At 61.5% G+C, this 12,971-nt stretch carries 12 protein-coding genes and 1 tRNA gene; 6 read left to right on the forward strand and 7 right to left on the reverse strand.

Annotated elements, in window-relative coordinates; all coding sequences use genetic code 11:
- Position 1 precedes the first annotated feature (1 nt).
- The gene (locus CRP40_RS09855; protein ID WP_027914628.1) at positions 2–2,389 is read left to right on the forward strand and encodes a hybrid sensor histidine kinase/response regulator; all 2,388 of its coding nucleotides are present in this window, start codon (positions 2–4) and stop codon (positions 2,387–2,389) included.
- Between the two features lie 156 nt (positions 2,390–2,545).
- On the opposite strand, the gene CRP40_RS09860 is transcribed toward CRP40_RS09855, so the two are convergent.
- Positions 2,546–2,620, reverse strand: a tRNA-Gln gene (locus CRP40_RS09860).
- A 257-nt stretch (positions 2,621–2,877) separates the two neighbouring features.
- On the opposite strand from CRP40_RS09860, the gene CRP40_RS09865 reads away from it, so the two are divergent.
- Together CRP40_RS09865 and zapE are read left to right on the forward strand one after the other, a co-directional pair.
- On the forward strand, positions 2,878–3,120 hold the full coding sequence (locus tag CRP40_RS09865) for a hypothetical protein (RefSeq protein WP_027914627.1): 243 nt from the start codon (positions 2,878–2,880) through the stop codon (positions 3,118–3,120).
- A 120-nt stretch (positions 3,121–3,240) separates the two neighbouring features.
- Positions 3,241–4,329, forward strand: coding sequence for a cell division protein ZapE (gene zapE, locus CRP40_RS09870; protein ID WP_027914626.1), 1,089 nt, complete (start codon positions 3,241–3,243; stop codon positions 4,327–4,329).
- Positions 4,330–4,349: 20 nt separating this feature from the next.
- Here zapE and CRP40_RS09875 read toward each other — a convergent pair whose 3' ends face one another.
- Positions 4,350–6,239: a propionyl-CoA synthetase gene (locus tag CRP40_RS09875; protein WP_027914625.1), complete on the reverse strand. Its 1,890-nt coding sequence runs from the start codon at positions 6,237–6,239 to the stop codon at positions 4,350–4,352.
- Positions 6,240–6,418: 179 nt separating this feature from the next.
- Between CRP40_RS09875 and CRP40_RS09880 the strand changes: the two genes are divergently transcribed.
- Entirely contained in the window at positions 6,419–7,285 is an 867-nt protein-coding gene (locus tag CRP40_RS09880; RefSeq protein ID WP_027914624.1) for a LysR family transcriptional regulator, read from the forward strand.
- Here CRP40_RS09880 and CRP40_RS09885 read toward each other — a convergent pair.
- The 5 genes from CRP40_RS09885 to CRP40_RS09905 all read right to left on the reverse strand — a co-directional run bounded on the left by CRP40_RS09885 (position 7,259) and on the right by CRP40_RS09905 (position 11,260).
- Positions 7,259–8,413: an HPP family protein gene (locus CRP40_RS09885; RefSeq protein ID WP_027914623.1), complete on the reverse strand. Its 1,155-nt coding sequence runs from the start codon at positions 8,411–8,413 to the stop codon at positions 7,259–7,261. The two genes, CRP40_RS09880 and CRP40_RS09885, sit on opposite strands and share 27 nt — an antisense overlap.
- 239 nt (positions 8,414–8,652) lie before the next feature.
- On the reverse strand, positions 8,653–9,972 hold the full coding sequence (locus tag CRP40_RS09890) for a sensor histidine kinase (protein ID WP_027914622.1): 1,320 nt from the start codon (positions 9,970–9,972) through the stop codon (positions 8,653–8,655).
- Complete coding sequence (locus CRP40_RS09895) at positions 9,969–10,637, reverse strand: response regulator transcription factor (RefSeq protein ID WP_027914621.1); 669 nt, start codon at positions 10,635–10,637, stop codon at positions 9,969–9,971. The genes CRP40_RS09890 and CRP40_RS09895 overlap by 4 nt, the downstream gene beginning before the upstream one ends.
- Positions 10,638–10,952 carry a PepSY domain-containing protein gene (locus CRP40_RS09900; RefSeq protein ID WP_027914620.1) on the reverse strand — a complete coding sequence of 105 codons (315 nt, stop codon included), beginning with the start codon at positions 10,950–10,952 and terminating at the stop codon, positions 10,638–10,640.
- Positions 10,952–11,260: a PepSY domain-containing protein gene (locus CRP40_RS09905; protein WP_027914619.1), complete on the reverse strand. Its 309-nt coding sequence runs from the start codon at positions 11,258–11,260 to the stop codon at positions 10,952–10,954. The genes CRP40_RS09900 and CRP40_RS09905 overlap by 1 nt, the downstream gene beginning before the upstream one ends.
- A 175-nt stretch (positions 11,261–11,435) precedes the next feature.
- Between CRP40_RS09905 and CRP40_RS09910 the strand changes: the two genes are divergently transcribed.
- Together CRP40_RS09910 and queD are read left to right on the forward strand one after the other, a co-directional pair.
- Positions 11,436–12,515 carry a patatin-like phospholipase family protein gene (locus CRP40_RS09910; RefSeq protein WP_027914618.1) on the forward strand — a complete coding sequence of 360 codons (1,080 nt, stop codon included), beginning with the start codon at positions 11,436–11,438 and terminating at the stop codon, positions 12,513–12,515.
- Between the two features lie 52 nt (positions 12,516–12,567).
- Positions 12,568–12,924 carry a 6-carboxytetrahydropterin synthase QueD gene (gene queD, locus CRP40_RS09915; protein ID WP_033695042.1) on the forward strand — a complete coding sequence of 119 codons (357 nt, stop codon included), beginning with the start codon at positions 12,568–12,570 and terminating at the stop codon, positions 12,922–12,924.
- Positions 12,925–12,971: the final 47 nt, after the last annotated feature.

Raw genomic sequence — 12,971 nt, forward strand, 5'->3', positions numbered from 1 at the left:
GATGCAGTCTACCCCGCTGAACCTACTGATGGTCGAAGACAGCTCGATGGACGCCGAGCTCACCCTGATGCGCCTCGAGCGTAGCGGGCTGCGCATCCAGTCTCACCTGGTCTTCGATCACAACGGCGTCGAGCATGCCCTTCGCGAAGGGCGCTATGACCTGATTCTGTGTGATTGCGTACTGCCGGGCTCATCGGGCACCGAAGTGCTTTCGATCGCCCAGCGCCTGGCCCCTGATGTGCCCTTCATTTTCCTCTCCGGTATCTACGGAGAGGAACATGCGGTAGAGATGATCCGCCTGGGCGCCACCGATTACGTGCTCAAGAAAAACCTGCCGCTGCTGCCCAAAGCCGTGCGCCGTGCTCTCACCGAGGTGCAGGAGCGCCAGCGCAGACGCCGTGCCGAGGAGGCCTTGGCTGAGGTAGAAGCCCGCGCGCGCATCGCTATCACCGCTGCGGGCATGGGGACCTGGGACTTGAGACCTCAGGAGGGATTGCTGGCGTGGGATGAACGCTGCAAGGCGTTGTTTGGCCTGCCGCTGGACACCGAGATGAGCCTGGAGGTGTTCTACGCTGGCATCTATCCAGACGACGTCGAGATGGTTCGCAAAGCTGTCAACCTGGCCATGCTTCCGGACAGTGGCGGCAACTATCGCATGGAATTTCGCATCGTGCCGCCCGATGGCCAGGAGCCCCGGTGGGTGCTGAGCAGTGGCCAGAGCCAGTTCGTCGACGGCAAGTGCGTACGTTTTTCAGGCGTTCTTCAGGATGTTCACACCCAGCGCGTGGCCACTCAGGCATTGCGCCAACTCAATGAAATGCTCGGCGAGCGTGTCGAGCGACGTACCCGTGAGCGCGATCGTGCCTGGGAGCTCTCCCAGGACCTGCTGGCCGTGCTCAACCACGACTTGACACCGGTGGCGCTCAACCCGGCCTGGGAAGCCAGCCTGGGCCTTTCGCGGGAACGCCTGAGCCAGTCTTCGTTGCTGCACCTGTTGCCGGAGCCGGATCAGGAACTGCTGCTGACCGAACTGGCGTCGCTGGCCCATGGACGCACCAGTGCCCGTTTCGTGGGCCGGATTCTCCACGCAGGCGGCCAGCAGCGCTGGCTGTCATGGGTCGTGGTACCCGAAGACACCCTGCTCTACGTAGTCGCGCGGGACATTACCAGCGAACGTGAAACTGCAATGGGCTTGGCCGAAGCCAACGCCCGTCTGCGTGAGCAAATCAGCGAGCGTGAGCGTATCGAGGCCGCCCTGCAACAGATGCAGCGTCTGGAGGCGGTGGGCCAGCTTACCGCGGGCGTGGCCCACGACTTCAACAACTTGCTTACCGTGATCCTGACCGGGGCGAGCTTTCTGGAGCGCGACCTGGTAAAGGCCGATGTCGAGAAGGCACGAACCCGGCTTACCCATATCAGGGAAGCGGGTGAACGCGGAGCCAAGCTGACCTCGCAGTTGCTGGCATTTTCCAGGCGCCAACGGCTCGAACCCGTGCCGCTGAACCTGAACCGCACGCTTGATGGCCTCGAAGAACTGCTACGCCGCACCCTGGGCGGCAATGTCTCCGTACGCCTGGATCTGGACAAATCGCTCTGGCAGGCGCTTACAGACCCGACCCAGACCGAGATGATCATCCTGAACCTTGCGATCAACGCCCGCGATGCCATGCCGGAGGGTGGGCAATTGACCCTGTCCACGCGCAATACGCGCATTGACGACTTGCCACGCCGCCCGGAAGATCCGGACCCCGGCGAGTACGTCATGATGAGCATCCGTGACACGGGGTGCGGCATGAGCGAAGAGGTACTGGCCAAGGTCTTTGAACCGTTCTTCACCACTAAGGATATCGGCAAGGGCTCTGGCCTGGGCCTGGCGCAGGTCTTCGGGTTTGCCAAGCAGTCGGGCGGCGGTGTGCGCATTGATACCGCACCGGGCAGCGGTACCGAAGTGGCCGTCTATTTGCCTGCGGTGAAGGACCAGGTCGCGAGCGAACCGGAACCGCTGCCATTGACCCATACCATCACCGAAAGCGGTTACAACCGTAACGTGCTGCTGGTGGATGACGACCATCTGGTGCGCGACATGCTGGGCGATGTCCTGCGCCAATATGGGTATCAGGTTCGCCAGGCACACAGTGGGGAGCAGGCACTGGCACTGCTGGACGATGATATCGACTTGCTTCTTACCGATTTCGCCATGCCTGAGTTCAATGGCGCTCAGCTGGCCATGGCGGCGAGAGAGCGCTACCCCAAGCTGCGCGTGGTGTTCCTTACGGGTTATGCGGAGCTTCAAGGGCTAGACCTGCCCGATAGCCTGGTCATTCAAAAGCCAGTACAAGCTGACGAACTCGCCAGGGCACTGAACGAGATGCTGGGTACAGCGACCTGAAGCATTGCGCCACGGTTCGCCCAGCGCGGCTTCCGAGAGGAGGTGCATTACAAGATGCGCCTCTCGATCAAAAGCCACTTGCCAAAAAATCCCGAATCGCAGAAACGACGAATTCAGCGCTGGTAGCCCATGCACTGAAAAAGAAATGTAGAAAAATGGCAGGGGCGGCTGGATTCGAACCAACGCATGGCAGGATCAAAACCTGCTGCCTTACCGCTTGGCGACGCCCCTGTATCGGATGCAGCTGAAGCTGCTCTGAAGATTCCAAGTAACTGACAACGCGTTGTTGTCTTGGAATGCGCGGCACTTTATCAACAATGTTTGGGTTTGGGAAGCCCTCTGATAAAAAAATTACCAAAAAACAGCGAGTTAGTCTTCAGCAGCGGTTGAGCGCTACCGTTCGTCGCATTCCTGCCCCTTCTCGTCAACGCAATCGCAAACCTTCATTCCAATGGTTATCGCCACTGTCATGCCCCAAGGAGGATGCCATGCCCGTATCACACGATTTGTACCAAGACCTGCACTACCCTCGCGAAATCGTTCAGCAACGTCGCCAGACCGATAAGGACCTGGACCGTTTGCTCGACGAATACGTCGACATCGATAACCAGGTGCTGGCCGCCGAATCCATCTCGGCAGGCAATTTCGAGGACGACGACCTTCGTCGCCTCAAGGAGCGCCGGTTGGCCGTGAAATACATGATCGAGAGTCAGCTGCAACTCAAAGCATGAGCTGCCCGTAGGCTGTGACCTATCGCAGCAAGCGATCAGTCGATGTCACTTTCTCGATTGGTCACACAGCCCAGGCTGGTGCAAGATCCTCGCTACCGTCTGTTACAAGGAAACGAGCCATTGCCCGCCTGGTTACCTGCCCCGCTGCGCCACCTTGGCAAGCGCCTTCGTCATCGTGCAGTGGCGCCGAGCAACGATTTGGCTGCCGCCTTCGATGACAAGGCGCGTCGATGCGGCTTCACGCTTAGCGAGAGCCAACGTCAGGCCATCATCTGCCTGTCCCAGCAGGTCGACCAGCACAGGACGGGGCAAGCGACGGGCGTGTACCTATATGGCCCGGTCGGTCGGGGTAAAAGCTGGTTACTCGACAGCTTTTTTCAATGGGTGCCCAACCCATCGAAACTGCGCTGGCACTTCCACGACTTCTTTGCCCGCCTGCATCACGGCGTGCACCGCCACCAAGCGACGGGCAATGCCATTGGCATCACGCTCGACGAGTTGACCGGACAAAACGACATCCTGTGCTTCGACGAATTTCATGTGCATGACATTGGTGATGCCATGCTACTGACTCGATTGTTCGAGGCCCTGTTCGCACGGGGCACGTTGCTGGTGCTCACCAGCAACTACGCACCTGAGGGGCTGTTGCCCAATCCGCTTTACCATCAGCGGTTCCAGCCTGTGATCGACCTGATCAACCGTTGCATGGTCATCAAGGAAGTCGGCGGTGAAACGGATTTTCGCAGCCTGCCGGTCAACCGGGCGCTGCAACGTTTTACGCAGGGCCGTTATGTCTGGCCCGGGACCGGTGCGCAGCGCCAGTCCCTGCACATGCCGAAGGGCCACGGCGATACCCTCATGGTCAATAATCGCCCACTACGCGTGCAGGGCGCTGAGGGTGACCAGATCAGGTTCACCTTCGAAGACCTGTGCGAGCAGCCTACAGCCGTGATCGATTATCTGGCATTGGCTCGGCAATATTCGCACTGGATCATCGAGGGCCTGGACGGTTTGGAGGCGTGTTCGCTTGCTGCCCAGCAGCGTTTCGTAAACGTGGTGGACGTGCTCTACGACCAGGATCGGCAACTGACCCTCATTGGCTCGCGCCCGCTGGCGGAAAGTCTCGAGGGATCGCTGCCAGACCTGATGCGCACCCGCAGTCGCCTTGGCCAGCTACAGCAAATGGGCCCCGCAGGCGCCGAAGGCTGAGCAGGGTCGGATTTGCCTTCTCAGCTTGCCCGCGCAAGCCCTGACAGCACCGCTTCGATTTCTTGGAGCACTGCCGGATCGTCCACTGTAGAAGGCGGCGTGTACGCTTGGCCATCGGCGATCTTGCGCAGCACCGCGCGAAGAATCTTGCCAGATCGGGTCTTGGGCAGACGCTTGACCAATCGGACTTGATTGAAGCAGGCCAAGGCGCCAATCTCCTCGCGTACGCTGGCCACGAGATCGACCAGCAGCTGCGATTCAACGATGCCGGCGCCGTCCTTGAGCACCACCAATGCCAATGGCACCTGCCCTTTGATGTCATCGTGAACGCCGATCACTGCACACTCGGCGACAGCAGCATGACGCGCGACTAGATCCTCCATCTCACCTGTAGAAAGACGATGCCCGGAAACGTTGATCACATCGTCCGTGCGACCCATGATGTAGACGAACCCGTCTTCATCGAGATACCCGCCGTCACCTGTGTGATAGTAGCCAGGGTACGTGCTCAAGTAGGCCTGGACATAGCGCGAGTGATCTCCCCACAACGTCTGGCTGCAGCCTGGTGGCAACGGCAGGGCGATGACGATTGCGCCCTGGTGATTGGGGCCGGCCAGATGCCCTTCGTCATCCAGCACCTGCACGTGGTACCCAGGCACCGCACGATTGCTCGACCCTGCTCTTGCCGCGCTCCCCTCGAGCCCCACGCAGGGCGCAGTCACCGGCCAGCCGGTCTCGGTCTGCCACCAGTGATCATGCACCGGCTTGCCGCTTACCCGTTCCAGCCATTGATGGGTACTGGAATCGAGTTTTTCGCCTGCCAGGAACAACTGGCGCAGTGAACTCAGGTCATGCTTGCGCAGCAGTTCGGCGTCAGGGTCCTCCTTGCGGATGGCACGCATGGCTGTGGGCGCACAGAACAGCGCATTGACCTTGTACTGCTCCACTACGCGCCAGTAGGCAGAAGCATCCGGCGTGCGGATGGGCTTGCCTTCGTAGAAGACGCTCGTGCAGCCGCACATCAGCGGCCCATACACGATCAACGAGTGCCCCACCACCCAGCCCACGTCGGAGATACCCCACCAGACATCGCCTGGCTGCATGCCGTAGACGGTGCGCATGGCATAGTGCAGCGCAACGGCATTACCGCCATTCTCGCGAACGATGCCTTTGGGTTTACCGGTGGTTCCTGAGGTGTACATGATGTACAGCGGGTCTGCCGCATCCAACTCCACCGGCGCCACTGGCTGAGCATCGACGACGGCCTGAGCCCAATCCAGGTCTCGGCCTGCCTGCAACGGCGCTTGCGCATGGGGCCGTTGCCAGACCAACACGTTGCGCGGGCGGTGCTGGGCCAGTTCCAGAGCGCGATCGACCAACGGCTTGTACTCGATGACGCGCTCGAACTCCAGCCCACAGGAAGCGGTTAGCAGCAACACCGGGCGCGCATCATCGATACGCAATGCCAGCTCATTGGCCGCAAACCCGCCGAATACCACCGAGTGAACAGCACCGATGCGCGCGCAAGCCAACATGGCCATGGCGGCCTGGGGCACCATCGGCATGTAGATGATGACGCCATCGCCTTTTTGTACCCCAAGCTGGCGCAGCAGGCCGGCCAGTCGCGCGACTTCTTCGCGAAGCTGAAGGTAGGAGAGCGTCTGCTGGGTGCCGGTCACCGGGGAATCGTAAATCAGCGCCAACTGATCTCCCCGACCCTGCTCGATCTGGTGATCCAGAGCCAGGTAACAACTGTTCAATCGTGCGTCAGGAAACCACCGGTGAGTGCCATCGGCATTGTTCTCGAGAACCACGGTGGGTGCGCGGTACCACGCCACCGAGCGCGCCTGCTCTGCCCAGAAGGCGGCGGGGTCGGTAATGGATTGGGCGTAACTGTGCTGATAGCTCATGGTGAGTTGACCCGATGTTGTTGTTCTTGAAGGGCGAACGCTGAGTATGGATGCCCTGCACCCAGGCGCCAGGCGCGATATGGCCTAACTGACCTGCATTTTTGCAGCGTGGGCAAAAGCCATTCAATGTGGCGATAAACTCACTAGAATAGCGACCAGTTTTTACGGTGAGTACCTCAATGGACATCGATCAGGCCCGCACTTTTCTGGAGGTCGTGCGCAGTGGCAGCCTGGTGGCGGCTGCAGAGCGCCTGTGCGTGTCGCAGACAGCAGTCACCGCCAGGTTGCAGCGGCTCGAGCAGCAACTGGGCTGCACCCTGTTCACAAGAAGCCGGACTGGCGCCCGCCTGACCAGCCACGGCGAAGCCTTCGTCGGGTATGCCAACCAGCTGGTGCAGACTTGGGAGGCAGCACGACGCGACCTGCCCCTGCCACCGGGCTATCAGCAGGTGCTGCACCTTGGCGGCGAGGTGAGCCTTGGCAACCCGATGATGCTCGACTGGGTCACTGCGCTGTACCAGGAGCTTCCTGGCCAGAGCATCCACAGCGAAGTGAGCGATGGCGAATCATTGCTGCGCAGGGTGGAGATGGGCGTACTTGACGCCGCGCTGGTGTACCAGCCGATCTACGGGCCGGGCTTGCAGGTGGAGCAGCTGATGGAAGAAAAGCTGGTGCGGATCCGGCGGGTCGAGCGGCCGGAGCCGTACATCTACATCGACTGGGGTGAGGCGTTCCGCCGGCAACATGACGCCGCCCTGCCCGACTGCGCCCGCGCCGCACTGCGCTTTAACCTGGGGCCGCTTGCCTTGCAGTTCATCCTCGACAAGGGCGGGAGCGGCTATTTTCGCACGCGAGTGGTGCAGGCTTACCTGGACAGTGGCGTCTTCGAGCGCGTACCGCACGCGCCGGAATTTACCTACCCCACTTTTCTGGTCTACGCCCGCGAGCGTGACAGCGACGCGTTGCAACAGGCCCTTGGCATCCTGCGCCGGCTTATCGCAGCCGAGGCCAGCGACTGGTCACAACGCTGGGATCCGACGCTCTGAGGCATTGGCGCTGCTGAGCAACTGGCGCTTGAGCCCGGCGATCAGGTCAGTTTGGGTGACCACCCCTACCAGCACGTCGCCGTCGAGCACCGGCAGGCAGTGCAGCCCCTGCTCACACAGCAGCGGCAGCAGGCGCTCCAACGGGTGTTGGCTGCTGACACTGACGACCCGGCGGCTCATCACCTGCGCCATGCGCACGGGCTTGCGCCCGAACAGCCCCCGCCAGCTCAAACGCGCCTGCTGCATGGCCGGGCCTACCAGGTCGCTCAGGCTGACGATCCCCACCAATGCGCCGTCCTGCACCACCGGCAGGGTCTTGACATGATGGCTGTCGAGCAGCTTCCAGGCTTGCTGCAAGGTGGTGTCAGGGCTGACGAACTGTACGTCCTTCGACATCACCGACGCCGCCGTGATGCCCCCTAGGCTGCGCTGCAGGGCGTGCTGCTCGGTGGCGAGGATGATGCGCTCCAACTCGTCACGGGTTACGTCGACGAACTCGCCCAACTCTTCCAACGCCTGATCCAGGTCTTCACTGCGGATGCCGACGCGCTCACTTGGCAGCGGGTCGTGAGTGTGGTGCAAATCCTTACGCGGTGCAGCGCCTTTGGGGTAGCGCACACCGGTCAAGCGGTTATAGACGATGGCCACCGCGACGAGAATCAGCGCGTTGAGCAGTACCGGCTCCAGCAGATGGTCACCCAGGGCGGTCAGCCCTGGGTCGGCCAGAACCGCACTGACCGCCACTGCGCCACCGGGCGGGTGCAGGCAGCGCAGCAAGCACATCACCAGGATGGACAGACCCAGGGCGGCGGCAGCGACCCAAAGCCCGGGACCAAAACCGTCCCGCATTGCCAAGCCAACGATGCCGGCCAAGGCATAGCTGCCAAGCACTGGCCAAGGCTGTGCCAGGGGGCCTGAATGAACGGCGAACACCAGCACCGCCGAGGCTGCCAACGGCCCGAGCAGGTGCAAGGCGATATCCGGGCCATAAGCCAGGCTCGTGAGCCAGCCTGCCAGGAACAGGCCGACCAATGCGCCGACACCGGCACGCAGCCATTGGGTGGGAGGGATGTTCATGGGAGCGGGTAATAGCCACTGCAGAAGACGTTCGGTACGCGAGGCAGGCATGTCGTTTCGGGTTCTGTATAGGTCTGGACGAAAGAGGAACCGTAAGCCTTGGCCAGTGGTGCGCGGTATTGACAGTTGTCTTGGACGCCGGCGAGCGAAGGCTACGAGGAGCGATTCTGCCGAGCGACGTCGATTTGGGCTAATTCAAAAAAATGTGGCAGTGGTGCATTTTTTTTGCAGTACAGCTGTTTGCCTGCTGGGAAGGGGGAACCGGGCCGCGCTGTGGGACTCAGCGCTGGTCACAGGCTACGGCGCGGCAATTGGATATTCACACGCAATCCGCCCATCGGGCTTTCTAGCAGTTGCAGTTGCCCACCCCAGGCCTGGACGATGTCACGCACGATGCCCAGCCCCAGACCGTGCCCATCGACTTCCTCGTCAAGGCGAGAACCCCGTTCGAGCACTTGCACACGTTGCTGATAGGGGATGCCAGGGCCGTCGTCGTCGACCCACAGCTGGTAATGGTCCTCGGAGGTTGCGATGCCCAGGTGTACCTCACTGTCCGCCCATTTGCAGGCGTTATCCAGCAGGTTGCCCAGCAGTTCCAGCATGTCTTCGCGATCCCAGGGCAGCAGCAGGCCAGATGGCATGGCATGGCTCAGCACCAGGCCCTCGCCATGGATCATGCCCAAGGTGCTCAGCAACCCTGGCAACTCCTCATCACAGGCAAATTGCGCACCTGGCAACGCATCGCCTGCCAGGCGTGCGCGGTTGAGCTCGCGGGCCAGGCGCTGCTCGATCTGCTGCAACTGCTCGCGCATCTGTGCACGGACCTCAGGCAAGCCCTGCAGGCGCTCGTTGGACGCCAGGCTAAGCAGTACCGCCAGGGGTGTTTTCAGGGCATGGCCCAGGTTGCCCAGTGCATTGCGCGAGCGTCGCAGGCTGTCTTCGGTATGGCTGAGCAAATGGTTGATCTGGCCAACCAACGGCACCAGCTCACTGGGTACTTGGGCATCGAGTTGGGAGCGCTGACCCTGCTGCAACTGGGCGATTTGCTGTCGAGCCCGCTCCAGTGGGCGCAGCGAGCGGGTGACGGTCATGCGCTGAAGCACCAGCACCAGGGCCAGCGCGACCAGGCCCATGCCCAGCCCAATTTGCTGAAGGCGCCGGAAGCCTTGGCGGACAGGCGAGTAATCTTGGGCGACACTGATGGATATATCCTGCCCCAGGCGCCGGTAATCAGCACGCAGCGTCAGCAACTCCTGCCCCTCAGGACCAAGCTCGTGCCGGTCCGACAGACCAGGGGCCGACGGTTTGGGCAGGTTCATGTCCCACAAGGAGCGTGAACGCCAAGTGCCTTGGGCAAAGTCGATGCGAAAGTAGTAGCCAGAAAACGGCCGCTGATAAGCCGCCGAGATGCGTTGCTCGTCGAGCTGCATGCCTGCAGGCCCGCGCACCAGTGCTACCAGCAGGTTCTCGCTTTCGTTGCGCAGGCCGTTTTCCAGGTAGCGTTGCAACCCGGCTTCGAACAGCCATAGCGTCAGCTGCGCCAGTACCACCCCGACTACCACCAGCACGGCAATCAGGCCCAGGCTGAGCCGCGCCTGGATCGACTTCACGCAGCGCTCCCGGCGTATAGGTAGCCCTGGCCGCGCCGTGTCTCGATCACCGTACGGCCAAGCTTGCGGCGCAAGTGGTTGACGTGAACCTCGAGCACGTTGGAGTCGCGCTCGGTCTCGCCATCGTAGAGGTGCTCAGCCAGGTGGCTTTTGGACAAGATCTGCTGGGGATGCAACATGAAATAGCGCAACAGGCGAAATTCTGCAGCCGTGAGCTGAATATCGACGCCCTCGCGACTCACGCATTGGCGACGCTCGTCCAGATGCAAGCCGGCAGCTTCGAGCTTTGGCTGGTTGGCAAGCCCACGCGCGCGGCGCAGCAGCGCCTGAATGCGTAATTGCAATTCTTCGGGGTGAAAAGGTTTGCTGAGGTAATCGTCGGCGCCGGTCTTCAGGCCTTCGATGCGCTCGGCCCAGGAACCACGTGCCGTCAGGATGAGTACGGGTGTCAGTAGACCGCCTGCACGCCACTGCGCCAGGACTTCGAGGCCAGGCAACCCTGGCAGACCAAGGTCCAGGATGATCAGGTCGTACGGTTCGCACTGGCCCTGATAGACCGCATCACGGCCATCGGCCAGCCAGTCGACGGCGTACCCCTGACGCTGCAGCGCCGTGGTGAGTTCGTCTGCCAACGGGACGTTATCCTCGACAAGCAACAAGCGCATTCAGTCATCTTCCTCATCTTTGAGCAGGGCGCCAGTAGCAGCATCGAGCTTGATTTCCCGTACTACGCCGTCAACCGTCAGCAACTCGACCTCGTACTCATAGCGGTCGTCGTCTTCTTCAAGCTCTGCCTCCAGCAAACGCGCGCCTGGGTGACGGGCCATGGCCGTCTCCAGCAGGTGTTCTAGCGGTAGAATCACGCCCTTCTGGCGCAAAGCCAGTGCCTCATCCTGGTCCAGGTCACGGGCAGCGGCCAGCGAGCACGCGGCCAGCAGGGCGAGGGCCAGATAGCGCGCTGCCCGTGGTGGTGGGTTCATCAGTTGTCTCGCTCATCCTTCAGCAGTTCACCGGTCTTGGCATCGAAGGCCACGTCCCACTCCACATTCTGGGGATCGCGCAGTTCGACCTTGTACACGTAGCGGCCGTATTCGTCTTCAAGTTCCGAGTCCTTGACGGTGGAACCCGGGTGCTTGGCAATCGCGGCCTTCTTGAGTTCATCCAGGGACTTGATGGTCTTGTCGTTGACCAGTTTGACCACTTCGTCAGGCTGCACATCCTTGGCGAATGCAGCAGTGGCACCCAACGACAGGGCAGCGGCGGTGAACAGTGCAGTCAAGGTTTTCATCGTTCGTTTCTCCATAATGCTGTACACGTTGTCTACGCAATCAACATTAACCAGCAGTCCTTAACTCAACCTGAAAACAGCTGGCCGCATGATAGCGCAGCCGGCAGACACCCGGACACGCCTCGAACTGCTGCATCACTCTATAATGCTGCGCCCGTCGCCGCAGAGGACCACCATGAGCGCCATACACGTCAAGTACCCCGCCCTTACCCTGAAGGCTGGCTATCGCGCCTTGCGCCAAATCAGAGAGCGCGGGCTGCAGGCTGTCGACGTCGGCGTGCTCCCAGGTGCAGCAGGGGGGCCGAAACCGTTGGGCATTCAGGGCCTGGACCTGGCGCTGTTCGGCCAGTTCCTGCCATCGGCCCCTCGCCCGCGCGCGCTGATCGGCGCATCGATTGGCGCCTGGCGCTTTGCAAGCGCCTGCCTTGACGACCCGGTTGCCGGGTTGCGGCGGCTAGGGGTGCTCTATACCGAGCAGGATTTTGCAAAAGGCGTCACCCCGGCCCAGATCACGCGCAGTTGCCAACGCATGCTCGATGACCTGTTGCAGGGTCGTGACGGCCAGGTGCTGGCGAACCCGGCGTACCGGTTGAACATCCTGGTCGTCAAAAGCCATGGCCAGCTCGCTCACGATCATCGCGGCCGACTGGGTATGGGCCTTGGCTCGGTGATCGCCAGCAACCTGCTGGGCAGAACTCGCCTGGCCCGACATTTCGAGCGCGTGATTCTGCACGACAGCCGCAGCCAGCCACCGCTTGATGCCCTGACGGATTTCCCGACGCGCTGCCTGCCGCTGGACCTGGCTAACCTGCGTCATGCCCTGCTTGCCTCGGGTTCGATCCCCATGGTCATGGAGGGAGTACGGGACATACCTGGAGCCGGCTCCGGCATGTACCGCGATGGCGGGCTGCTGGACTACCACCTTGACCTGCCCTACGGGGGCGATGACCTGGTGGTCTACCCGCACTTCACCGACAAGGTCGTCCCTGGCTGGTTCGACAAGGCCCTTCCGTGGCGCAAGGGCGATGCCAGGCGCCTGCAGAACGTACTGCTGCTGGCGCCCTCGCCGGCCTACCTGGCAACCCTGCCTCACGGGAAGCTGCCCGATCGAAACGACTTCAAGCGCTTCATGGGCGATGCACCGGCGCGCAAGCGCTACTGGTACAAGGCCATCGATGAAAGCCAACGCCTGGGCGATGAGTTTCTGGAATTGGTCGCCACCGGGCGGCTGCATGAACGACTGCAAGCCTTGTGATGGGCATGCTGGTAAACTGCGCGCATTATTGATTCAGACAGAGTTTGACTGCGTGGAAATCTTCAAAGAATTTACGTTCGAATCCGCCCACCGCCTTCCCCATGTGCCCGAAGGCCATAAATGCGGGCGTCTGCATGGGCATTCGTTCAAGGTCGGCCTTCATCTGACGGGTCCACTCGATCCGCATACCGGCTGGATTCGCGACTTCGCCGAAATTAAGGCGGTGTTCAAACCCATCTACGAGCAGCTCGACCATAACTACTTGAACGACATCCCTGGCCTGGAAAACCCCACCAGCGAAGTCATCGCCAAATGGATCTGGGATCAGGTCAAACCGTTGCTGCCAGAACTGTCCAAGGTGCGTATCCACGAGACGTGCACCAGTGGTTGCGAATACAGCGGGGACTGAGCCCGTAGGCAGGCTCGTCAAGCGCTGACGCTCACGCCCACAACGCC

The organism is Pseudomonas sp. URMO17WK12:I9 (assembly GCF_900230165.1).
GTDB classification, from domain to species: Bacteria; Pseudomonadota; Gammaproteobacteria; order Pseudomonadales; family Pseudomonadaceae; genus Aquipseudomonas; species Aquipseudomonas fulva.

Excerpts from the sequence above, each read along its gene's own strand:
- CRP40_RS09910 (WP_027914618.1), top strand. The coding sequence starts at position 11,436 with ATGAGCGCCATACACGTCAAGTACCCCGCCCTTACCCTGAAGGCTGGC.
- CRP40_RS09865 (WP_027914627.1), top strand. The coding sequence starts at position 2,878 with ATGCCCGTATCACACGATTTGTACCAAGACCTGCACTACCCTCGCGAA.
- CRP40_RS09880 (WP_027914624.1), top strand. The coding sequence starts at position 6,419 with ATGGACATCGATCAGGCCCGCACTTTTCTGGAGGTCGTGCGCAGTGGC.
- CRP40_RS09855 (WP_027914628.1), top strand. The coding sequence starts at position 2 with ATGCAGTCTACCCCGCTGAACCTACTGATGGTCGAAGACAGCTCGATG.
- CRP40_RS09900 (WP_027914620.1), bottom strand. The coding sequence starts at position 10,952 with ATGAACCCACCACCACGGGCAGCGCGCTATCTGGCCCTCGCCCTGCTG.
- CRP40_RS09895 (WP_027914621.1), bottom strand. The coding sequence starts at position 10,637 with ATGCGCTTGTTGCTTGTCGAGGATAACGTCCCGTTGGCAGACGAACTC.
- CRP40_RS09885 (WP_027914623.1), bottom strand. The coding sequence starts at position 8,413 with ATGCCTGCCTCGCGTACCGAACGTCTTCTGCAGTGGCTATTACCCGCT.
- CRP40_RS09875 (WP_027914625.1), bottom strand. The coding sequence starts at position 6,239 with ATGAGCTATCAGCACAGTTACGCCCAATCCATTACCGACCCCGCCGCC.
- CRP40_RS09905 (WP_027914619.1), bottom strand. The coding sequence starts at position 11,260 with ATGAAAACCTTGACTGCACTGTTCACCGCCGCTGCCCTGTCGTTGGGT.